The organism is Burkholderia sp. Bp9099 (genome assembly GCF_003857805.1).
GTDB lineage: Bacteria > Pseudomonadota > Gammaproteobacteria > Burkholderiales > Burkholderiaceae > Burkholderia.
Genome location: NZ_QTPU01000005.1, coordinates 181532 through 203208 on the forward strand (window position 1 = coordinate 181532; position 21677 = coordinate 203208).

The window sequence follows — 21677 nt, forward strand, 5'->3', positions numbered from 1 at the left end:
ATGACCGAGCGCGGCTTCGATACGGGTGACTGGTGCTGGCATGTCCGGCGTGCGACGCCCTGCCGCGTGGTCGAACGGCTGGCGCTATGGGGCGAATCTGGCTATCGCGTCTGGTTGCCTGCCAAGGATGTCGTGCTGCGCGCGGTGGCTGCAGAACTAGCCATGCTGGATGGTGTGCACCCTACGGTGGAGCAAATTCTGCATGCCGTGGCAGCGGCCAAGTTGCAGGACGCGCTCGAAGCAGACCTACTGCTAGCGCCAATCCAGTCCAGCGTGATCCCGCTGCCGCATCAGCTCTATGCGTTGAACCGCGCCATTAGCCAAGATCGCGTTCGTTACCTGCTGGCTGACGAAGTAGGGTTGGGTAAGACCATTGAGGCGGGCTTGGTGCTGCGCGAGCTGAAGCTGCGCGACCGAGCCAAGCGCATTCTTGTGGTCGCGCCGAAGGGACTGGTGCGGCAATGGCAGACCGAGATGCGCCAGCACTTTGGCGAGCCTTTCCACTTCGTCGATCCATCCGCGTTCGCCGCCTTGCGTCAGTGGCGCAGCGAAAGCGCGGACGACAACCCGTGGCGGATGCACGATCAGGTGATCTGTGCATTGGATTCGGTGAAGCCATTGGAATCGCGGCGCGGTTGGAGTCTGGAGCAGATCCAGATCTACAACCGTGAACGCTTCGAGGAGTTGGTGTCGGGGGCATGGGACTTGGTCATCATCGACGAGGCGCATCGCATGGGCGGCAGCACCGAGCAGGTGGCGCGCTACAAGCTAGGCGCAGCGCTGGCGGAGGCATCTCCTTATCTGCTGTTGTTGTCTGCCACGCCGCATCAAGGAAAGACAGACCAATTTATGCGTCTGATGCAGTTGCTGGACCGGAATGCCTTTCCCGACGAAAGCAGCGTAAGCCGCGAGCGTGTGCAGCCCTTTGTCATCCGCACCGAGAAGCGCGCGGCCGTCAATGCTGAAGGCCAGCCGCTCTTTCGCCCACGTCTCACACGCTTACACACGGTGGCATGGCAGGCGCGGCACGCAGCGCAGCAGCAGTTGTATGAAGCCGTCACCGACTATGTGCGCCATGGTTACAACAAGGCACTGGCCGCCAAGCAGCGCCACGTCGGCTTCTTGATGATCTTGATGCAGCGGCTGGTGACATCCAGCACGGCCGCGATCCGCGCAACGCTGGAAAAGCGTCAGACGGTGCTGGAGATGCCGCAGACACAGGCCAGCCTGTTCGAAAGCCTTAGCGCCGACGAATGGGCCGATCTGGATGGTGAGGCGCAAGTGGACTTGGTGCTGCAAGCCAATGGCATCGAGTTGGAGAAATCGGAAGTCGAAACCTTGCTGGCGGTGGCGCGTTCCACCGAGGCCGCAGGTACGGATGCCAAGGCCGAAGCCCTGCTCGAGCTGATCTACAAACTGCAACAGGAGGAAGGCAATCCAGCGCTGAAGATGCTGGTGTTCACCGAGTTCGTGCCCACGCAGGCGATGCTGGCCGACTATCTGGAAAGCCGGGGCTTTTCGGTAGCGACACTCAACGGCAGCATGGACATGGAAGCGCGTACCCGCACGTTGCAGCGCTTCGCGGAGGACAGGCGCGTGCTGATTTCCACCGACGCGGGCGGTGAAGGCTTGAACCTTCAGTTTTGCCACGTCATCGTCAATTTCGACATGCCGTGGAATCCCATGCGCATTGAGCAGCGCATCGGGCGCGTGGATCGCATCGGGCAGAAGCACGTCGTGCGCGCCATCAACTTCGTTCTGGAAGACACCGTGGAGCACCGCGTGCGGCAGGTGCTGGAAGAGAAGCTGCAAGCCATCGCTGACGAGTTCGGCGTAGACAAGGCCGCGGACGTGATGGATTCGGCGGAAGTCGAGCCGGTGTTCGATGAGCTATTCGTTCAGAGCCTGCAACATCCGGATGCTATTGAGCGCGAATGTGACAGCGTCGCCTCGCAGTTGCGCGCTACGCTGGAAGAATCGAACCGGCACAACGATCTGCTGGCTGTGCCGCACGATCTGGATGTCATGGAAGCGCGCAAGTGGCGCGACCATCCGGCGCAGTTCTGGCTAGAACGTGCTGTCGTCAACGGGCTGGCAGCGAGAGGTGGGGCGGCAACCAAGACCGGCGATGTCTGGCGGGTGCTCTGGGCGGACGGCAGTGAAACACCGCAAGCGTGTTTCGACTCACGCACGGCGGACGATAAGCCGACGGCGGAATGGCTGACGATGGAAGACCCACGTGCGCGTGCTGTCATCGGTAGTGTGCCACGCTTCGTGGCAGGGCAGCCCTTGCCTGTGATCCGTGTGACCGGTCTGCCGGGTTCCGTGAGCGGTATCTGGTCCCTCTGGGAAATTGGTCTGACGGCGCAAGGTGCGAGCCGGAAGCGCTTTTTGCCCGTCTTCATTAACGATGAAGGCCGTACCTTTGTGCCCACCGCCAAGCGCGTGTGGGACTTGCTGTTGACTGAGGATGTGGTCGTGTTATCTGCCGTAGATGTGGAAGACTCGGCGCACTGGTTCGATGCGTCATTCGCTGTGGCCAAGGCACAAGGCGAGTCAATGTTTGCTGCGATGCTGGAAGAGCATCGCAGCAACATCAAGAGTGAACGTGATCGCGCTATCTATGCATTCGAAGCGCGCTTCCAAGCTATTGGCAGGATTGGTCTGCCCGCCGTGCGCGAATACCGCCGCCGCCAATTGCAAGCTGAGCATAAAGTTCGTATGGCCATCTTGGACGAAATGGAAAACTGCACACCGGAACTGAACGCCGTAACGATGGTACGAATTGCCCGCGAGCGTCCAGTATGAGCCTGTGGCATCAACGCATCCTTGACCGATTCACTGCGGATCTCTCCAGGCTATGGATAGCCTGCGACCCTGATGGTGTTCTGCTTGACGAAAAGCTGCTATCCGAGCTTCGCGCCCGTAGCTTCAATGTGATTGGGTACGAAGATCCGTTCGAATTCCGAGCAGAATACGAGGAACGTTATCGTGCCGCGTGGGATGCCGGTGAGTTGGCGCCGTCATCAGCATTGATCGTGCATCTGCGTCGTGACAATGCAGATAGCCTGCCGTGGGACATTGTTCATCATGCCCGTCAGGTACGACTGATTCTCGCGGAGCTGTTTCCTAAGCTGGCGTATAGCGCAGTGCGGCAGGTGGAGCCGGACTTTCTGGCGCCATTGTTCGACGCCCATCAAAGCGAGTTGCAATCGGCGCGCGGTGACGGTGAGTCCAAGGATTTCATCCTCGAACACGTGTATCAGTTAACACCGCGATCCATTCGAAACTCCGTGGATTTTTGGCGTGAGGCACTCCGGTTGCACTTCGCCAACCGGGCGTTGCCGGAAGTCTTCTCCGAGCATGTGGCAGGCGTTTTGCACGGTAAAGGCCTATTCGTGGGGCAGCCCATTAGTAAGTGGTTGTCGTCCAGGAGTGCGCTGCTGCGTGTAGTGCAGGACGCTTGGCATTGCTATCTGGCCGAATTGCATCTGGACAGTACACAACTTAGCGAGCCTGATCCTCCGCCCTATGGAGGTTATGAGAGCAAGCGGCAGGTGGAAATTCCCTTCGATCACACCGATGTGCGTGCCATCATCTATTCGATGTTCCTCGACGGCAGCCTGCATCCTCTGGCCGTGTCCGGTGTCTCTGCTGGGATGCCAGGATGGATCAAGGCGGGTATCGTCGAAGATGTCTGGTCACAATTTGCGAGGGTGGAAGAGAACATCGACATCTTGGGCTCGACAGTGCCGGGCGCAGATGCCTCGCACAAGCAATGGGGTGATTTCGCCAAGCGTTATGGCGAGATGTTGAGCCGGGTTCACGACTTGCGTGGCAAGGGCACCGCAGAGCAGATGGCGGAGCTTCGCGCTCACGTCACGGCGATTCAGGCGCTCTCAGATGAGCGATTGCAGATGTGGGTCGCAGCCAGCCACTACGCTGATCTGATTTTGCAACCGGCTACCAAGGGGCCGGTCATGGTGCATCACATTCCGCGCTTTCTTCGTCAGCGCCGCAATGCGGGCGAGGCCAAAGTGGCGTTGCTCGTGTTCGATGGACTCGCATTCGATCAGTGGGTCCGGATCAGGGAACATCTGATTGCAAACGGTCAGCCGCTGGCATTCGATGAGAACACCGCATTCGCCTGGTTGCCCACGGTGACATCGGTTTCTCGTCAGGCGCTATTTTCCGGGTTGAAGCCGCGCGAATTCGACGACTCGATAGATCACACGAACAAGGAAGAAAGCTTATGGAAAGCGTTTTGGCAAAGTGAGGGGGGCGTCGCTCCTGGTGATGTAATGTACCGGCGAGCCCTACGCCAGCTCGATCAACTGGCATCCTTGCAAGCCGACATCACTGATCGTAAGCCCAAGGTGCTTGGTTTGGTGATCGACGAGGTGGACGAACGATTACACAAGGAGCGATCCAAAGAGGATGTAGCCCTGTGGATCGATCGTTGGCTCGAGACAGGTTTCGTTGATCGACTGCTTGCCTTTTTGTTGGCCGAGGGGTTTAGCATCTACGTCACAGCAGACCATGGTAACGTGGATGCCGTAGGCGTCGGCAGGCCCAATCAGGGCGTGATCGCGGAGACACGCGGTGAGCGCGTTCGGGTCTATCGCAGCGAACCATTGCGAGCTGAGTCTTCGGTGGCGTACTCAACTACGATTAGTCTGGATATTGCTGGGCTGCCGGCGAATTTTGTGCCGTTGTTCGCAGGTGGGCGCAGTGCGTTTGTTCCCGCTGGCGACCAAGTGGTTGTTCACGGAGGCGTTTCGGTTGAGGAACTAATTGTTCCTTTCGTGAAGGTTTCAAAGTTAGATGATGTTTGATGAACACGTTGGCTCCTCGAATCGGCTTTGACCGATTCATTGCTCTCGACTGGGCGGCGACTGCGCTGAAGATTCGTGCGGGCGCGGCACAGAGCGAAGATTTGGAGGCATTGCTCGATGCCGCCGAGTTGGGTGCCGCCGCAAGAACGAAGACGCGTACCGTGCTGAAGCGTCTGTGGCTTGAGCCGCGGGCCGAGCTGGTGAACTACGCGAACCGTGGCGTAGAGATTTTCCAGGCGCATCCGGACGTGCCTGTAGCTGTACTGTGCTGGGGCATGGCTGTCGCGTCCTATCCCTTTTTCGGAAAAGTGGCCGAACTGATTGGGCGTCTGACGGCCCTGCAAGGTGACTGCGCTTCCGCCGAAATCCATCGAAGGATGAGTGAAATTTACGGTGAGCGCGAAGGTACCTACCGGATGACGAACATGGTCGTCCAGAGTCAGGCCAGTTGGGGCGCTGTGGAGCGGATTGAAAAGGGGCGGCGCGTGATCCGCCGAGCTGCTACGACGATAGACAACGATGAGCTTACGGCGTGGCTGATCGAAGCAGCATCGTGCTACGCAGACAAGCCGCTTGCAATATCAAACCTGCAATCGCTGCCGGTGCTGTTCCCGCTCAATCTGACACGGCCGTTGGCATATCTGGTGTCGAACAGCGAGCACCTGATTGTAAGGGCGGATGGGCCGGGGAATAGGTCAGTTGCCTTGCGGAACGCAACGTCAGGTCGCTAGTCGTGGTCTGTTGGTGGATTGAGATGGCAGCCAGTCGTCACGACAGAATAGCGACAGCGTCAAGCTTTGCTCGCATCCGGTCGTGGCGCAGATGTCCGTAGTGCTTGTCAATCATTTCGGTGGATGTCCCCGCCATCCGGGCGACTTCAAAGCTATCAATGCCATTCGCGATCATTTCACTAATCGCGGTGTGTCGTAACGAGTACATCACGACCGATGTGGGAAGCTGCGCCGCCTTAACGGCATCCTTGAAGGGCTTTTTCCACGAATCCTTGTTCCAGGGTTGGCCGTACTCGGTCGAGAAGATTGAGGCGTTGGCGATCTTGTCCGTGATTTGTTCCTCAAAGAAGATAACTGCTGCCGACGACAGTGAAACGATTCGATGCCCGGTTTTTCCATCGAGAGCCAGGGTGCCTTGTTGGCGATCAAAATGTTTGACACAGGCGCGTGCGAGCTCGCCGGGACGAGCTGCGGTGAACAGCATCGCCTTGACCAGTTGTCGGATATCTGCGGTGCAGGCATTGATCAACGCAGTCCGTTGTTCTGCGGGGAGAAACGATTGCCTTCTGCGCCCGACATCCTTGAATTTCGTGACAGTTTTCCAGCCTGCGTCGGTTGCTACGAGACGATCGTGCAGCGCGAGGTTCAACGCTGCCTTCAGCGAAGCAAGATTTCGATTTGCCGTATCCTTGGCGCGTCGGATGTCGTCTTCGTCCTCGGCCGCTTCCTCGATTTCGCTGATTTGCTCGCCCAGCCAGTCCTTCAGATGCGAGGTGCGTAGCTTGGCAATGTCAATTCGCCCGAGCTTGTCGTTGTAGACTAGCCGCTTGAAACGGCCTTCGGCGTCTGATTTGCTGGCGGTGCCCTTGTGCAAGCCTAGATGCTTCACATAGTGTTCGCACGCGTCTTTGACGGTTGTGGTCTTCGTAGAGACGCCGGCATCCGCCGTCTTAGCCCATTCGAGTGCTGCCTTCACCGCTTCATCAAAAGTCGGGAAGGTTCCGAGCGCCTTGTATTCCTGCTTGCCCGCTTCGTTACGTCTGCGGGCGATCCATGTTCCGTCGCCCTCCGCGAGTTTCCGGAAGCCGACGTAAAGACCGGATTGAACCCGAGCGAAGTAGGGTTCCCGTCGCGGGACCAGTTTGTCGCGAGCGGTTTTGCTGGTGATGGGAATAGCCATGAATTTTCGTACGGAAACGGTACGGAAATTATAGGTGGAATGGGGTTGGATGGGGTTGAATTATTTTTCTATAAAAATCAACGGTTTGTGTCGGGTTTTTGAATCGACTTGGTTGTCGTTGGATGCCGCTTCCCGCCCTCCGAAGGCAGGGGTTGCTGGTTCGATCCCAGCCGGGCGCGCCAAAAATAGGTCGTGAAATCAAGGACTTTTGCGCAGCTCGGGCAACGCCGTTAAAGATTTCCGGCTTTTTGCAGCAATTCTGCTGCAGTCATCCCCCGCACTCGCACCTATACCCTGTTCCCCAACCAGATAAGGAACAGGCGATGGCTTCCATCACGCACCGTGGCCCCTACCAGTACCAAGCCCTGATTCGCCGCAAGGGCTATCCCGCCCAGACCGAAACGTTCGAGACGCTTGAGGAAGCCCAGAAGTGGGCCGCTAAGACCGAGGCCGAGATGACTCTTGGCTCCTTTATCGACCGGTCGGCGCTTGAGCGCGTAACCTTCGGCGACCTGCTGGCCCGGTATGCCAAGGAGGAGACACCCAAAAAGCGTGGCTCGCAAACCGAAGTGGTCCGCATCCGCGCGCTGCAGAAGCACGTGCTCGCCGCCCGGCCGCTGGCGACGTTGCGCAAGGTCGATTTCGCGAACTACCGGGACGAGCGCCTGAAAAAGTGCTGTGCCGAAACTGTCCGGCGAGAACTGGTCATCATCTCGGCCGTTTTCAGGACCGCGCGGGAGCTGTGGGAGGTGCCGATGGGCAATCCGCTCGACGGCGTCAAGTGGCCGGCGAAGGGGCAGCATCGCGAGCGGCGGCTTCGGGGCGATGAAGAAGCACGGCTGCTGGAGGCTGCAGGCCAGAGCAAGACGCCGGCCCTGAAACGTCCGGCGCGAAGTGCCGCTCGCGACGTACCTGGCGGCAATGCAGTGGCAATGCAGTTACAGTTGCGCGATCTGCTGATATCGGCCGGCAGCTTCGGTCCGTCCGAGTGCGGCCTGAAACTCCGCATGCAACTCCCGCTGCGTCGTTTCCGCGTCGGCCGCGATGGCTGTGTCGATCGCCTGTATGCGGCGGATGATCGCCAGCGCATCGGGCGTTTGCGGTGCGCTCAGCGACATCAGCAGGGGCGAGCGCGCTTCCGCGAGACGCGCCGCGCCGCACCAGTCCGCCATCGTCGCGGCATGTTCGATTGCCTGCGTCAGTTGCCACACGCGTGCGAGTAATGTGGGTTGATCCATCGTGACGATCACTCCAGTGCCATTTCAAAAGTACCGCGCGGCTCGATACATCCGGTGGGCCTTATGACTTGTTGGTGGCGAGTGCGCCGGCGCTATTGGTGCCGCCGAACAACTGCGTCAGATACTGCGAGTTGTTCTGCATCCGCGCCATGAGCGTATTGAGGGCGGTGAATTGCGCATTGTACTGATCGGTCAACTGATTCGCATACGCTTGCAGGGTCTTCGCTTGCGTCTTCGCGTCGGCGAGGTCGCTGTTCAGCGCGTTGACGCGCGTATCGATGATCCCACCCGTCTGCAGATACGACGTGATGTTGTTGTTCAGCACTGCGCCGATGCCATTCGTCGCGTTGAAGGCGGTCGCTAGCGAGGCCGAATTGTGCGTCAGGGCGTTCGACAAAGCCGCACTATCGACGCTGAGCGTGCCGCTCGGCGTCAGGTTGATGCCGAGCGCGCTCAGGCTCACGGTGCTGCTGCCGCTTGTTACGCCCTTGGAAAGGGCCGTGGCAAGCGAGCCGACGATCGAATTCAGCATCGAATCGCCGATGAGTGGCCCGCCCTGGCTGCCGGCAGCGGCGGTCGAGTCGAAACTCGACAGCGACGATGCGGTGCTCACGAATGAGTTGTATGCCGAGACGAAGCCGTTGATCGCGTTGGTCGCTGACGTGTTGTCCGCCGCGACCGTGAGGGTTTGGGTCGTGTTTGCCGCCGACGTGGCGAGGTTGAGCGTCACGCCTGTAATGGCGCCGGTGATCGTGTTGCTGGCGCTCTGGATATTGGTGATGCCGTCGATGCTGAGCATCGCGTCTTGTGCGTTGTTTTTCTCGACGTAGTTGTTTGTTGCGACGCCCGAGCTGTCGACGGTCGCGAGGCTGGCCAGCCCGTCTGTCGAATTGGTCGATACCTGGATCGTGTTCGCCGCCCCTGTCACGTTCGAGGTCAGCACGAGGTGCGACCCATCCGTGCCGGTAACGACGGTGGCGGTCACGCCGGGATTGCCACTCGCCGAATTGATTGCGCTGGCGATGCCCGCGAGCGTGTTGTTGCCGGTGTTGATTCCGACGGTCATCGGCGCGCCGCTGCCGAGCGTGATGGTGAGGCTGCCCGTCCCGAGCTGTTTGGTGGACGGCTGCACGCCCGCTGTCAGTGCAAGCTTCTGCGCGGTGGCGACTTGCGTTACCGCAATCGAATAGCTGCCGGCGACCGAGCCCGTCGACGTGGTGGCGCTCAGGCCGCTGCCGCTCGCGGTGGCGGTGGTTTTCGCCAGAGCCGATCCGTCGGTGAGCCCGGACAGCGCCGATTGCAGGGAGGACAGTGCCGACTTGAGCGAGCCGATGGCCGACAGCGTGGTGTTGTCGAGATTTTGCCGGTTGACGTTCTGCGTGGTCTGTGCGGCCATCTTGGCCGTAACCATCGCGGAAACGAGTGCGGACGTGTCCGTGTTCGAGTTCGTCACTCCGCTGATGATGGACTGCGCCGCCTGTGTCAGCGCGCTGTTGGCCGTGGTGCTGGAAATGTTCGTCGTCGACATCGAGGACTCCGTCTGGTAAAAAGTGCGCCGCCGGGCGCATTGGCGTGGCGGCGCCGATGTGCCGCACGATGCGCAAAATGCTTATCTGAAGGCGAGCCCTCGGATAAGCATTCTTTCTTTGGCATCCGTATTGACCGCCACGTCACGCATTTCTTGAATGCGTGACGTGGCGCGTTATCTAGCCCTTATTGCAGGAGCTTCAGAACCTGCTGCGGCATCGAGTTCGCTTGCGCGAGCACCGAGATGCCAGCTTGCTGCAGCACTTGAGCCTTCGACAGGTTGGCGGTTTCCTGTGCGAAGTTCGCGTCGGTGATCTGTGCGCTGGCTGCGTTCAGGTTGGTCGATTGCGCAGTCGTTTGCGAGATCGCTGCCTGGTAGATGTTGATGTCCGAACCGAGCTGAGCTTGTGCGGTGTTGATCGTCGTCAGCGCCGTGTCGACCGTGTCCATCATCGTCTGCGCGGCGGCGTAGGTCTTGACGTTGCCGGTCAGGCCGAGCGTCGCCGTATCGTACTTGCCAGTCAGATCCAGCGACAGTTGTTGGCCAGATTTTTCACCGATCTGGAAATTCAGCACCGCGCCGGCGTTCGCGGTACCGTCGAGCAAGTTGATGCCGTTGAACGTCGTTTGGCTGGTAATCCGGCCGATTTCGGTAATACGCGCTTGCACTTCGGTGTCGAGATTGTTGGCTGCAGCCGAGCCGATCGAATCGTCCGAAGCCTGAACTGCCAGTTGGCGGATACGTTGCAGGTTGGCGGTAATTGCCGAGAGGCCGCTCGAAGCAGTTTGAGCCATCGACACCGCGTTGTTCGCGTTCGCGACGCCTTGGTTGTACGCGTTGATCGACGCCGTCATCGTCGTCGAGATCGCGAGGCCGGCTGCGTCATCTGCTGCCGAGTTGATGCGCTTGCCCGACGACAGGCGGTTGATTGCCTGCGACAGCGCGTTCTGCGTATTCGACAGGTTGGTTTGCGCCGTTTGCGAATAAAGGTTGGTGTTGATATTCAGCATTTCTATCCTCGTTTTTGGAAAACGCCCGGTTTAAATTTGGCTGTTTCGTGTTCGGCGTCGCGCTTTTTGGCATCCTGCATCGCCCGCCTTTCCTGGTTGTCGGCGACCATGCGACCAAACTTTAGGGGCAGATGCGAAGTTGCTTTGGCGTACCGGCTGGCCGAACTGGCTCTGTGGTTTGCCAAGCATGGCCTCGACGCCTGCGTATGCGCTTTCGTTCGTTCGGTGTGAGGACCTGCGGCGCTCCCACGCGGCAGCCGGTTGACGTACCGACGATGCCGCACCGGACGTGCGGCTGGCCTGTTGAATTCCGCGCGTGGTCCAGCGAGACCCGTGGCAGATTCGGTTTTGACAAGGAATACTGTTGAAGCTGAAGCAATGACTGGACGCGGATCGCGTTCCGGCGAGGTGCGGACATCAACCACATTTTTAGGTTGGGGGCGGTACGGATCGGTTGGGAGATGGCAGGCGGCGCGGTAGTCGCTCGGTTTGCAGCCGGCAGCCGATTTTTTTTGTTGTTAGTAGGTAAGCACGCAAAGCCCTGCTGGTACCAATGGATACGTGCATGCAGTGCCGGCCGCCTCAGAACCAGACCTCGGTGGTTCGAAACCAAATTGGAGGGGGCGCCGAAGATTTGGCTCTATTTTTTATAGTGGGGAAGCACCAGGGGCATTGGGTGCGTTTGGGTAGAGTCTGGCGCGCATTTAAAGGGCCCGAACGGCGCGCGGCAAGGCTGGACGGGCGTTCGAACGCCTGCGATGCGTGATTGCGACGGAAAAGTGGTAAACCGGTAGGCGAAGCTATGTTTACCTGATATCATGGCGGGCTGAATTGAGATTTTCTGTCACGCCTATGCCGTCTCGGCATTCCTGCTGGCAGTCAAACGCGGCGCTGCACGCGGCTTGTGAAGCGTACCCGCGGTGCTTTGTGCCTCTCTTTTCCGGCCTCCGAGGCCGTATTTCCGCTCGTTTCGCCTGTTGTGGGGACGCCCGGATGGCCGGTGCGTGGCGCTTGGCCGCTACGTTTTTGACCGTTTAAGCAATTTAGGAACGACATGACGACGATTCTTCTGAAGGAAAACGAGCCGTTCGAAGTGGCGATTCGCCGCTTTCGCCGTGCTATCGAAAAAAATGGCCTGATCGCTGAACTGCGCGAACGCCAGTCCTACGAAAAGCCGACCGCAGTCCGCAAGCGCAAGAAGGCAGCAGCCGTCAAGCGCCTGCACAAGCGCCTGCGCAGCCAGATGCTGCCGAAGAAGCTCCACTAAGAGCGTTTACGGTTCGCCGCGAAACGGCGGAGCGTGCTTCGATAGAAGCCGCTCCGTCGTTTTGCTTTTCGGGGCCGGAAAAGGTTGCCGATCGTGGCGGAAAAGTGGCCGATCGACTGCCAGACGGTCGAATGGCCGCACGGCCGCACGGCGGTTCCGCCGGCAGCAAACGGGCAAGGCCGCCGACGTGCTCACCGGGAAATCGGCGCCGCGTTCGGGCTCGCCTTGCGCGGATCACCTGGCGGCGCGTGCTGACGTGCCGGTGCGCGCCAAGGCGACCGGCCCGTGAGCTTCGTCGCCGTCAGCCCGCCTTGCGGCGCCGTGCCGGCTGCTGCTTGCCGCCGAGCGCCGCGCATTGGGCGTGACACGGGCAACTGGTCTCATGGTCGTTGACCATCCCGGTCGCCTGCATCAGCGCATAGCAGATCGTCGAGCCGACGAACTTGCAGCCGTACTCCTTCAGCGCCTTGCTGAGCGCATCCGACTGGGCAGTCGACGCGGGCGCGTCGCGATACGACTGCCACGCGTTCTGGACCGGCGTGTGGTCGACGAACGACCACAGGAATTGCGCGAGCGATCCGTGATCCTCGCGAATGCGCTGCACGGCCCGTGCATTGGTCACCGCGGATTCGACCTTCGCGCGATTGCGGACGATGCCGGGGTTCTCGAGCAGTTTCTCGATGCGCTTCGGCGTGAAGCGCGCGACCGCGTCGACATCGAAGTCGGCGAACGCCTCGCGGTAGCCGGCGCGCATGTTCAGGATCGTCGACCACGACAGTCCCGCCTGCGCGCCTTCCAGAATCAGCATCTCGAACAGATGGCGATCGTCATGCGACGGCACGCCCCACTCGGTATCGTGATAGTGAGCATCCGCTTCCGTCTTTACCCAGTTGCACCGCTGCGACATCGCCGGCCTCGTTCCAGTGTCGATTCGATCGTGCCAGCATAGCGGAAGGCCCATTCACGGTATAGCTGGCCGAACGGCAGATGGGCGCGCGGCACCGATCCGGTTAAGCTTGGCGCCTGTTCGAATCAGCAGGATCAACGCATGACGGCATTCCTTTTTGCGATCGGCATCGACGGCGGCGGCACGGGCACCCGCGCGGTACTCGCCGACCGGCACGGGCGCGAACTCGCGCAGGGGCGCGGCGGCCCGTCGGGGCTCGGCCTCGGCATCGAGCGCGCGTGGGCATCGATCGGCGCGGCCTGTGCCGACGCATTCACGCGGGCGGGGCTCGCGTTCGACTGGTCGCAGTGCGCGCTCGGCTGCGGGCTCGCGGGCGTCAACAATGCCGCGTGGCTCGCCGCGTTCCGCGCGCAGGCGCCGCTCGACGCGCTGGCGATCGAGAGCGACGCCTATACGACCGTCGTCGGCGCGCACGGCGGTGCGCCGGGGCTCATCGTCGCGCTCGGTACGGGCAGCATCGCGGCGGCGCTCGACGCCGCGGGCGACTGCCGCATCGCGGGCGGCTTCGGCTTTCCGTCCGGCGATGAGGCGAGCGGCGCGTGGCTCGGCATGCGCGCGCTCGCGTACGCGCAGCAGGCGCTCGACGGCCGCGTGCCGCGTGACGCGTTTGCCGGCGCGCTGCTCGCGGAAACGGGCGCGCACGATCGCGACGCGCTCGTCCAGTGGTCGTGCGATGCGAACCAGACGATCTACGCGCGCCTCGCGCCGATCGTGTTCGCGCACCGCGACCATTCTTATGCGGCGGCGCTGATCGCGCAGGCCGGCGACGAGATCGGCAAGATGATCGACGCGCTCGATCCGCAGCAGGCGCTGCCGGTCGCGCTGTGCGGCGGGCTGGCCGACGCGCTGGCCCCGGCCGTGCCGGCACGCCATGCGGCGCGGCTGCGCGCGCCGCTCGACGATTCCGCGCACGGCGCGTTGCGGCTCGCGCTGCAGGCGTTGAGGGCGGCTGAAGCAGGGTGAGAGGGGCGCGTGGGCGGCGTGCGATGAGTGGGTTGAGCCGGCCGGGCGGACCGATCGGGTAAAGCGACGGACGGGCACGTTGAGCGGGCAAACTGGACCGAGCGACCGAGCGGACCGAGCGGACCGAGCGAACCGAGCGAACAGCCTGCCCCAGCCGAACCAGCGACGCACCGAAACCCGAACGGCCTGAAACCCGCCCCCATTTCCCAGCCACCCGGCGCGCCCCCGGGCACGACGTTAAAATGGCGGCTCCGCAGCGTCCTGCGCGCCACTCCCCCATCCCCCATCCCCCATGTACAAAGTCATCGCCACCGATCTCGACGGCACCCTGCTGAACAGCGACCACCAGCTCGATCCGTACACGATCGAGACCGTCCGCCGGCTCGACCGCGACGGCCTGCAGTTCGTGATCGCGACGGGGCGTCACTATGCGGACGTCGCCGGCATCCGCGACGTGCTGGGCATCCGGCCGTACCTGATCACGTCGAACGGCGCGCGTGTGCATGCGCCGGACGACACGGCGATCCATGCGCAGGACATCGATCCCGCGATCGTCCGCGGCCTTGTGCAGCCGGGCGTGACCGGTGCGCACGGGCGCGTGATCGTCAACCTGTTCACCGACCGCGGCTGGCTGATCGACCGCGACGCGCCGCACCTGCTCGAATTCCACCAGGATTCGGGCTTCCGATACGACGTGATCGACATGGCCGCGCACGACGGCGCCGACATCGCGAAGGTGCTGTACATCGGCGAGCCGGCCGATCTGGCGGTGGTTGCAGAGCAGATGCGCGTGCGGTTCGGCGATGCGCTGTACGTCACGTACTCGCTGCCCGACTGTCTCGAAGTGATGACCGCCAACGTGTCGAAGGGCCGCGCGCTGCGTACGGTGCTCGCGCGACTCGGCGTCGACGCCGGCCACTGCATCGCGTTCGGCGACAACATGAACGACATCGACCTGCTCGAAACGGCCGGCCACGCGTTCATGATGAACAACGCGAACCCCGACCTGATCGCGCACCTGCCGCACATCCCTCGGATCGGCAACAACTTCGATGCGGGAGTCGCCCGCCACCTGCGCACGCTGTTCGCGCTGGAAGGCACGCTCGACGGCGTCACCGCTTCCTGAGCGGCCATGAAAAACGGGCGCCAGCGGCGCCCGTTCAAATTACCTGCCTCGATGTTGTTCGACAGCGTGAGGCTCGCTGCTCTGCTCGCGTGACCCCGTAGTGTTTTATTCGCTGGTGCGAGCGGATGCGGGCACGAGGCCGACGGCATCGTCGCGCCCCGCGATCAGCGGGTAGACGATCCCCGCAATTGCCGCGCCGATGATCGGCGCGACCCAGAACAGCCACAGCTGGCCGATCGCCTCGCCGCCCACGAACAGCGCGGGGCCGGTCGAGCGGGCCGGGTTCACCGACGTGTTGGTGACCGGGATCGAGATCAGGTGGATCAACGTCAGGCACAGGCCGATCGCGATCGGCGCAAAGCCGGCCGGCGCGCGCTTGTCGGTGGCGCCGAGAATCACGAACAGGAAGAAGCCCGTCATCACGACTTCGCAGATGAACGCCGCGCCGAGCGAGTAGTGGCCGGGCGAGCGCTCGCCGAAGCCGTTCGTCGCAAAGCCGCTGCCGACGACGTCGAAGCCCGGCTTGCCGGTCGCGATCAGGTACAGCACGAACGCACCGAGCGTCGCGCCGACGACCTGCGCAACGATATACGGCGCGAGATCGCGTGCCGGGAAGCGGCCGGCGACCGTCAGGCCCACGCTGACGGCCGGATTCAGGTGGCAACCCGAAATATGGCCAATCGCGAATGCCATCGTCAGCACGGTCAGGCCGAAGGCGAGCGCGACGCCGGCGAAGCCGATGCCGAGGCCCGGAAAGGCTGCGGCCAGCACGGCGCTTCCGCACCCGCCGAGCACCAGCCAGAACGTGCCGAATACCTCTGCAGCCAGACGCTGAGAAAGATTCATGTAAGGATCCCGTTCAAGTGGGTTGAAGACAAACGGATGACCGGATGATTTATTCCGTCACCCCGAATTGGTCTGGATTATAGGAAATGAATCGGCTGGGTGAGGGTCAACGATTGTTAAATTCGAATGGCTGACGAATGGCTTTTATTAGAATAAGTCCGCATTCTCGATATAGCCGATTCGGTTAAAGATGGCAGCATTAATTTTGAAGGGCAGGGCGGCAGTGCGGATGACGTAACGGGTGTTGGCGTTCCGGCCGGAACTGCCGGCGCCGCATCATGAAAAAGGGAGCCGAAAAATGTCTCAATACGCGAAGCTCAAGGCGCAGATCGCCGATCTGCAGGCCCAGGCGGATGACGTGCGTCGCCAGGAAGTGGCGGCGGTGATCGCCGACGTCCAGCGAATGATTGCCGAATATGGCCTGACGGCCCAGGATCTGGGCTTCGCGGAGCGAGCGCGGCGCGGCCGTCCGCCGAAAAAGGCACCGCTCCCCCCGAAATACCGCGACCCGAAGTCGGGTGCAACCTGGAGCGGGCGCGGCAAGCCGCCGAATTGGATCGTCGGGAAAAACCGCGATCGTTTCCTGATCGAATGAGCGCACAAAAAGAAAGAGCCGCATCGACTGCGGCTCTTTGGCGCCTTTGGGTTTTACGCGCCGATTTCGGCGCGAATTTCACCGAATATTTCTGACGAATTTCGGCGTCACGCGCTCGCGACGCGGCGCAAGGTCGGCCGCTTTGCCGTCGCGCAAAGCGATTCGTAAGTTTCGACATAGCGCCGTGCCATCGCTTTCGAGCTGAAGCGCGTATCGAAGCGCGCGCGGATCGCGTCGCGCGACAGGCTGTCGATCCGGTGCAGCGCACCGACCGCGCCCTGGACGTCCTCGACGATGAAGCCGGTCACGCCGTCCTCGATCACTTCCGGCACCGAGCCGCGGTTGAACGCGACGACCGGCGTGCCGCAGGCCATCGCCTCGATCATCACCAGGCCGAACGGTTCCGGCCAGTCGATCGGGAACAGCAGCGCCTTCGCGCCGGACAGGAACGCCGGCTTCTGCGCCTCGTTGATCTCGCCGATGAATTCGACATGCGCCTCGCCGAGCAGCGGCTCGATCACTTCCTTGAAGTAGTCGGCGTCGGCCTTGTCGACCTTCGCGGCGATCTTCAGCGGCAGCCCGCTTTGCGCGGCGATCCGGATCGCGGTGTCGACCCGCTTTTCGGGGCAGATCCGGCCGAGGAACGCGAGATATTCGGGCTTCACGTCCGGTTGCGGCGTGAGCAGCGTGTCGGGCAGCCCGTGATACACGGTGCCGGCCCACGCGGCCTGCGGCAGCGGCTTGCGCTGGTTGTTCGAGATCGACACGACCGGCGCGTCCGGGAACGCGTCGAACACCGGTTGCAGCTCCGGCAGGTCGAGGCGGCCGTGCAGCGTCGTCACGTACGGCGTGTCGAGGCGCGACATCAGCGGGAACGGCAGGTAGTCGAGGTGGAAGTGCAGCACGTCGAATTCGTGCGCGACACGGGCGACCTGCTCGATCAGGCGCATATGGGGCGCCATCGAGTCGCGAATCGACGGGTCGAGCCGCAGTGCGCGCGGCCATGCCGCCTCGAGACGGGCGGACGTGACGGAGTCGCCGCTCGCGAACAGCGTCACGTCGTGCCCCAGCTCGACGAGCGCCTCGGTGAGGTAGGACACGACACGCTCGGTGCCGCCATAGAGTTTCGGCGGGACAGCTTCGTAAAGCGGCGCGATCTGGGCAATACGCATGGACGTTCTCCGGTGTCGACCAGCGCAAAGCGCTCGAGCGCGCATGCTGGTCCGCTGCAGGGTTGCGGAACTCGCCGACGCACGCTGTCTGCGGTGCGTGGCCGGGTCCGTGGCGGGGTGCGCGGGACGCCGGGCGGCAAGCTGCGGGGCGGGCCGGCGCGGCTCCCGCCGCCGCCCATTTGAGTCCATTATCGATATCGCCTTCAGGGGTTCGACTGTTTTTTCAAACACTTAAGGCTTGTTACACCATGAAATACGCGAAAACCCCGATAAAAAGGGTGCGAAAACATAAAACGAGATAGCCACCACAATTGTTGCGCTATCATGAAAAACCACTATAATTTTTACCGATTCAACTTCCGGCAGCCTTGCCGGATGGCCTTCAGCCGGATTCGTCCCATGCGGACCGCATCGCCGACGCATTCGCGCCCCATTCGCCCCCGCCGTTCGTTCCCTTTCAATTCGCCTTGTCGGAAAAATTCCTACACGGTTTACAGACAATTCCTGCGTGGCGTGCGCCACTTCGCTGATACCGGCATAAATGCCGTTTGGCCAGAATTCGCCCTGTAAGACTATAAACGTGCCGGCAGCGCGTCAGCAGGCGCCCGATCGAGCAAACGTTTTCACAATGAAAGGCCAAAGCAAAAGCTCTTAACGGGGGAATCATGAGCGCCACCAGCGAAATGCTCAGTGAGATCAAAGAGGTCAACCTGTCGTACCTCCTCCTCGCGCAGCGCCTGCTGCGGGAAGACAAGGCGATGGGCATGTTCCGCATGGGAGTTTCCCAGGAACTGGCCGACGTGCTCGCGAACCTCACGCTCGCCCAGACCGTGAAGCTCGCGGCATCGAACCAGATGTTGTGCCGTTTCCGCTTCGACGATCACGCGCTGCTGTCGTCGCTCGCCGACAAAGGCCGCAGCGACGTCGTCACGCATGCGCATTCCGCGATCCTGATGGCCGGCCAGCCGGTCGAAAGCGTCCGCTGATCCCTCCCCGCCTTGCGTTCGTGCCGGCGCGCCGCGTCGGCGGGCGGCGTATTGGCGATTCATCCGAACAACGTCAAGCGGACGGTTATTCACCATGGCAAGCAAAAGCGTCGTGATCGAGGTGAAGGAAATCACCCTCGCCATCGAACTGATCGAACTGGGCGCCAGGCTGCAACTGCTGGAGGCGGAGACGAGCCTGTCGCGCGACCGCCTGATCAAGCTGTACAAGGAACTGAAGGGCGCGTCGCCGCCGAAGGGGATGCTGCCGTTCTCGACCGACTGGTTCATGACGTGGCAGCCGAACATCCACTCGTCGCTGTTCTACAACATCTACCGGTTCATGCAGGACCACGGCCGCTGCGAGCCGATCCAGTCGATCGTGAAGGCGTACCGGCTCTATCTGGAGCACGTGAACCTGTCCGGCGACGAGGCCGCGCTGAGTCTCACGCGCGCGTGGACGCTGGTGCGCTTCTTCGACTCGGGGATGCTGCAGATGACGCCGTGCACGCGCTGCGGCGGCCATTTCGTCGCGCATGCGCATGATCCGCATCAAGGTTTCGTGTGCGGCCTGTGCCAGCCGCCGTCGCGCGCGGGCAAGACCCGCAAGGCGGCCGCCGCACGCGCCGGGCTGGCCACCGCCGCGGCCTGAACGCCGCCGGGCGGGGCCGGGCGGGGCCGGGCGGGAGCCGCACGCCTTCCGCACGCCTGCCGCGCGCCGCGCGAACCGGCCGGGGGCCTGCTGGTAAACACCGCCGCGCGGTCGCGGCGCGACCGCCAAAGTTTTCCTGCCGACTGCCGTAAACCTGATTAACGGCGGTCTCCCCGCCGGTCATTCGTGAGGGACAGGCAGTGCTGATTATCGTGGGAACACTCGTGACACTGTTGTCCGTCTTCGGCGGTTACGCGCTGGCAGGCGGGCATCTGGGCGCATTGGTCCAGCCGCTCGAGATCCTGATGATCGCAGGCGCGGGCGTCGGCGCGTTCATCCTCGGCAACGGCATGAAGACCATCAAGGCGACGCTGCGCGTGCTGCCGACGCTCTTCAAGGGCTCGAAGTACACCAAGGACGTCTACATGGAACTGATGGCGCTCCTGTACGTGCTGCTCGCGAAGGCCCGCAAGGAAGGCACGCTGACGCTCGAGGCCGACATCGACGATCCGGACAAGAGCCCGATCTTCACGCAATACCCGAAGATCCTCGCGGATCGCCACATCGTCGAATTCCTGACCGACTACCTGCGCCTGATGGTGGGCGGCAACATGAACGCGTTCGAGATCGAGAGCCTGATGGACGAGGAAATCGAGACGCACCACGCGGAAGGCGAAGGCCCCGCGCACGCGCTGATGCGCGTCGGCGACGCGATGCCGGCGTTCGGGATCGTCGCGGCGGTGATGGGCGTCGTGCACACGATGGCGTCGGCCGACAAGCCGCCCGCGGTGCTCGGCGCGATGATCGCGCAGGCGCTGGTCGGCACGTTCCTCGGGATCCTGCTGTCGTACGGGCTGATCGGGCCGCTCGCTAGCCTCGCGGAGCAGCGCGTCGCCGAGTCGACCAAGATGTTCCAGTGCATCAAGGTGACGATCCTCGCGAGCCTGAACGGCTATGCGCCGGCGATCGCGGTCGAGTTCGGCCGCAAGGTGCTGTTCTCGACCGAGCGGCCGTCGTTTACCGAGCTCGAAGAGCATGTGCGCCGCGTGAAGGCGAAGTGACGCGGAGCATTCGATGAGCAAGAGCAAGGATCGCGCGATCGTCGTCAAACGGGTGGCCCCGCAGAAGAAGGGCCACCACGGCGGCGCCTGGAAGCTCGCGTATGCGGACTTCATGACCGCGATGATGGCGTTCTTCCTGCTGATGTGGCTGCTGAGCTCGGTCACGCCGGTGCAGCTGAAGGGGATCGCCGAGTACTTCAACACGCCGCTGAAGGCCGCGCTGTTCGGCAGCGGCGATCGCAGCTCGCAGGACTCGAGCATCATCAACGGCGGCGGCCGCGACCTGTCGAGCCTCGATGCCGGCACGCTGCGCCGTACCGACGGCACGACGTCGCTCGCCGATCGCGTCGCGAAGGCCGGCGACGACAGGACGCGCTCGCAGGCGCAGGGCGCACAGGACCGGCTCGAGCAGGCGCGCCTGCACGACCTGCAGATCAAGCTGATGGCGGCGATCGAGGCGAATCCGACGCTGCGCCAGTTCAAGCAGCAGATCCGCATCGATTCGACGCTGATGGGGCTGCGCATCGAGATCGTCGATTCGCAGAAGCGGCCGATGTTCGCGATGTCGAGCGACCACGTCGAGCCGTACATGCGCGACATCCTGCGCGAGATCGGCAAGACGCTGAACGACGTGCCGAACCGGATCATCGTCCAGGGCCACACCGACGCGGTGCCGTACGCGGGCGGCGAGGGCGGCTACAGCAACTGGGAACTGTCGGCCGATCGCGCGAACGCGTCGCGCCGCGAGCTGATCGCGGGCGGCATGGACGAGTCGAAGGTGCTGCGCGTGCTCGGCCTCGCGTCGACGCAGAACCTGAACAAGGCCGATCCGCTCGATCCGGAAAACCGCCGGATCAGCGTGATCGTGCTGAACCGCAAATCCGAAGACGCGCTGATGCGCGACGACACGACGACCACGACGCTGTCGGCCGACGCCGCGGGCTCGAAGCAACTGGCCCAGCAGCTCGACGGCACGGCGCCGGCCGCGCGACCGGTGCTCGCGAGCGCCGTCGCCGTGGTGCCGAAACCCTGACGTTTCCAAGATTTCGAGACGCGTATGAAACAACCTTCACGCTCACTTCGTTCGCTGCCCCCCGAGGGGGCGGTCAGCCACCCTGGAGCGGTCCTGCGGAGCCCGACATGATCCGAACCATTCTCGCCATCGACGACTCCGCGACCATGCGTGCGCTGCTGCAGGCGACGCTTGCGCAGGCCGGCTATGACGTGACGGTGGCGCCGGACGGCGAAGCCGGCTTCGACATGGCGGCCACCGTGCCGTACGACCTGGTGCTGACCGACCAGAACATGCCGCGCAGGAACGGCCTCGAGGTGATCGCCGCGCTGCGCAAGCTGACGGCGTATGCGGACACGCCGATTCTCGTACTGACGACCGAAGGCAGCGATGCGTTCAAGGACGCCGCGCGCGACGCGGGCGCGACCGGCTGGATCGAAAAGCCGATCGACCCGGCCGTGCTGATCGACCTGGTCGCGACGCTGTCCGAGCAGACCGCCTCCTGACATGA

The 21677-nt window shown here is 62.5% G+C and carries 19 protein-coding genes; 13 read left to right on the forward strand and 6 right to left on the reverse strand.

Features of this window, described 5'->3' with window-relative positions; translation table 11 throughout:
• From DIE17_RS07340 to DIE17_RS07350, 3 genes are read left to right on the forward strand one after another with little or no spacing between them, the layout of a single operon-like run.
• On the forward strand, positions 1-2808 hold the full coding sequence (locus DIE17_RS07340; RefSeq protein WP_124920779.1) for a DEAD/DEAH box helicase: 2808 nt from the start codon (positions 1-3) through the stop codon (positions 2806-2808).
• Positions 2805-4835, forward strand: a complete 2031-nt coding sequence (gene pglZ / locus DIE17_RS07345; protein WP_124920780.1) for a BREX-3 system phosphatase PglZ — start codon at positions 2805-2807, stop codon at positions 4833-4835. The genes DIE17_RS07340 and pglZ overlap by 4 nt, the downstream gene beginning before the upstream one ends.
• Positions 4835-5566 carry a hypothetical protein gene (locus DIE17_RS07350; RefSeq protein WP_124920781.1) on the forward strand — a complete coding sequence of 244 codons (732 nt, stop codon included), beginning with the start codon at positions 4835-4837 and terminating at the stop codon, positions 5564-5566. The genes pglZ and DIE17_RS07350 overlap by 1 nt, the downstream gene beginning before the upstream one ends.
• Before the next feature lie 37 nt (positions 5567-5603).
• Here the strand turns inward: DIE17_RS07350 and DIE17_RS07355 are convergent, their stop codons facing one another.
• Entirely contained in the window at positions 5604-6746 is a 1143-nt protein-coding gene (locus tag DIE17_RS07355) for a tyrosine-type recombinase/integrase (protein ID WP_124920782.1), read from the reverse strand.
• Positions 6747-7069: 323 nt separating this feature from the next.
• Between DIE17_RS07355 and DIE17_RS38405 the strand changes: the two genes are divergently transcribed.
• Positions 7070-7969 (forward strand): hypothetical protein, encoded by a 900-nt coding sequence (locus DIE17_RS38405; RefSeq protein WP_221621944.1) that lies wholly within the window; start codon positions 7070-7072, stop codon positions 7967-7969.
• Positions 7970-8045: 76 nt separating this feature from the next.
• Here DIE17_RS38405 and fliD read toward each other — a convergent pair whose 3' ends face one another.
• On the reverse strand, positions 8046-9512 hold the full coding sequence (gene fliD, locus DIE17_RS07370; RefSeq protein ID WP_124520469.1) for a flagellar filament capping protein FliD: 1467 nt from the start codon (positions 9510-9512) through the stop codon (positions 8046-8048).
• Positions 9513-9697: 185 nt separating this feature from the next.
• Positions 9698-10522, reverse strand: coding sequence for a flagellin (locus DIE17_RS07375; RefSeq protein ID WP_124520470.1), 825 nt, complete (start codon positions 10520-10522; stop codon positions 9698-9700).
• 1054 nt (positions 10523-11576) lie between these two features.
• Here DIE17_RS07375 and rpsU point away from each other — a divergent pair.
• Positions 11577-11789, forward strand: coding sequence for a 30S ribosomal protein S21 (rpsU, locus tag DIE17_RS07380; RefSeq protein WP_006401410.1), 213 nt, complete (start codon positions 11577-11579; stop codon positions 11787-11789).
• A 301-nt stretch (positions 11790-12090) separates the two neighbouring features.
• Here the strand turns inward: rpsU and DIE17_RS07385 are convergent, their stop codons facing one another.
• The gene (locus DIE17_RS07385; RefSeq protein WP_124520471.1) at positions 12091-12696 is read right to left on the reverse strand and encodes a DNA-3-methyladenine glycosylase I; all 606 of its coding nucleotides are present in this window, start codon (positions 12694-12696) and stop codon (positions 12091-12093) included.
• 141 nt (positions 12697-12837) lie between these two features.
• Here DIE17_RS07385 and DIE17_RS07390 point away from each other — a divergent pair, with 141 nt between their 5' ends.
• Both DIE17_RS07390 and DIE17_RS07395 read left to right on the forward strand, forming a co-directional pair.
• Positions 12838-13719 carry a BadF/BadG/BcrA/BcrD ATPase family protein gene (locus DIE17_RS07390; RefSeq protein ID WP_124520472.1) on the forward strand — a complete coding sequence of 294 codons (882 nt, stop codon included), beginning with the start codon at positions 12838-12840 and terminating at the stop codon, positions 13717-13719.
• A gap of 292 nt (positions 13720-14011) precedes the next feature.
• Positions 14012-14845 (forward strand): Cof-type HAD-IIB family hydrolase, encoded by an 834-nt coding sequence (locus DIE17_RS07395; protein WP_124520473.1) that lies wholly within the window; start codon positions 14012-14014, stop codon positions 14843-14845.
• A gap of 105 nt (positions 14846-14950) precedes the next feature.
• Here DIE17_RS07395 and aqpZ read toward each other — a convergent pair whose 3' ends face one another.
• Positions 14951-15691: an aquaporin Z gene (gene aqpZ / locus DIE17_RS07400; protein WP_044849180.1), complete on the reverse strand. Its 741-nt coding sequence runs from the start codon at positions 15689-15691 to the stop codon at positions 14951-14953.
• 298 nt (positions 15692-15989) lie between these two features.
• Here aqpZ and DIE17_RS07405 point away from each other — a divergent pair, with 298 nt between their 5' ends.
• On the forward strand, positions 15990-16286 hold the full coding sequence (locus tag DIE17_RS07405; protein WP_006489320.1) for an H-NS histone family protein: 297 nt from the start codon (positions 15990-15992) through the stop codon (positions 16284-16286).
• Between the two features lie 107 nt (positions 16287-16393).
• On the opposite strand, the gene DIE17_RS07410 is transcribed toward DIE17_RS07405, so the two are convergent.
• Positions 16394-17458 carry a glycosyltransferase family 4 protein gene (locus DIE17_RS07410; protein ID WP_044849179.1) on the reverse strand — a complete coding sequence of 355 codons (1065 nt, stop codon included), beginning with the start codon at positions 17456-17458 and terminating at the stop codon, positions 16394-16396.
• A 665-nt stretch (positions 17459-18123) separates the two neighbouring features.
• Here DIE17_RS07410 and flhD point away from each other — a divergent pair.
• From flhD to DIE17_RS07440, 5 genes are all read left to right on the forward strand, one after another.
• The gene (gene flhD / locus DIE17_RS07420) at positions 18124-18444 is read left to right on the forward strand and encodes a flagellar transcriptional regulator FlhD (RefSeq protein ID WP_014895554.1); all 321 of its coding nucleotides are present in this window, start codon (positions 18124-18126) and stop codon (positions 18442-18444) included.
• 94 nt (positions 18445-18538) lie between these two features.
• Entirely contained in the window at positions 18539-19093 is a 555-nt protein-coding gene (gene flhC, locus DIE17_RS07425) for a flagellar transcriptional regulator FlhC (RefSeq protein ID WP_124520474.1), read from the forward strand.
• A gap of 200 nt (positions 19094-19293) precedes the next feature.
• On the forward strand, positions 19294-20154 hold the full coding sequence (gene motA, locus DIE17_RS07430; protein WP_124486860.1) for a flagellar motor stator protein MotA: 861 nt from the start codon (positions 19294-19296) through the stop codon (positions 20152-20154).
• Positions 20155-20167: 13 nt separating this feature from the next.
• Positions 20168-21187 carry a flagellar motor protein MotB gene (gene motB, locus DIE17_RS07435; RefSeq protein ID WP_044849176.1) on the forward strand — a complete coding sequence of 340 codons (1020 nt, stop codon included), beginning with the start codon at positions 20168-20170 and terminating at the stop codon, positions 21185-21187.
• 107 nt (positions 21188-21294) lie between these two features.
• A complete protein-coding gene (locus DIE17_RS07440) occupies positions 21295-21672 on the forward strand; it encodes a response regulator (protein WP_044849175.1) in 378 nt (125 codons plus the stop codon).
• Positions 21673-21677 lie beyond the last annotated feature (5 nt).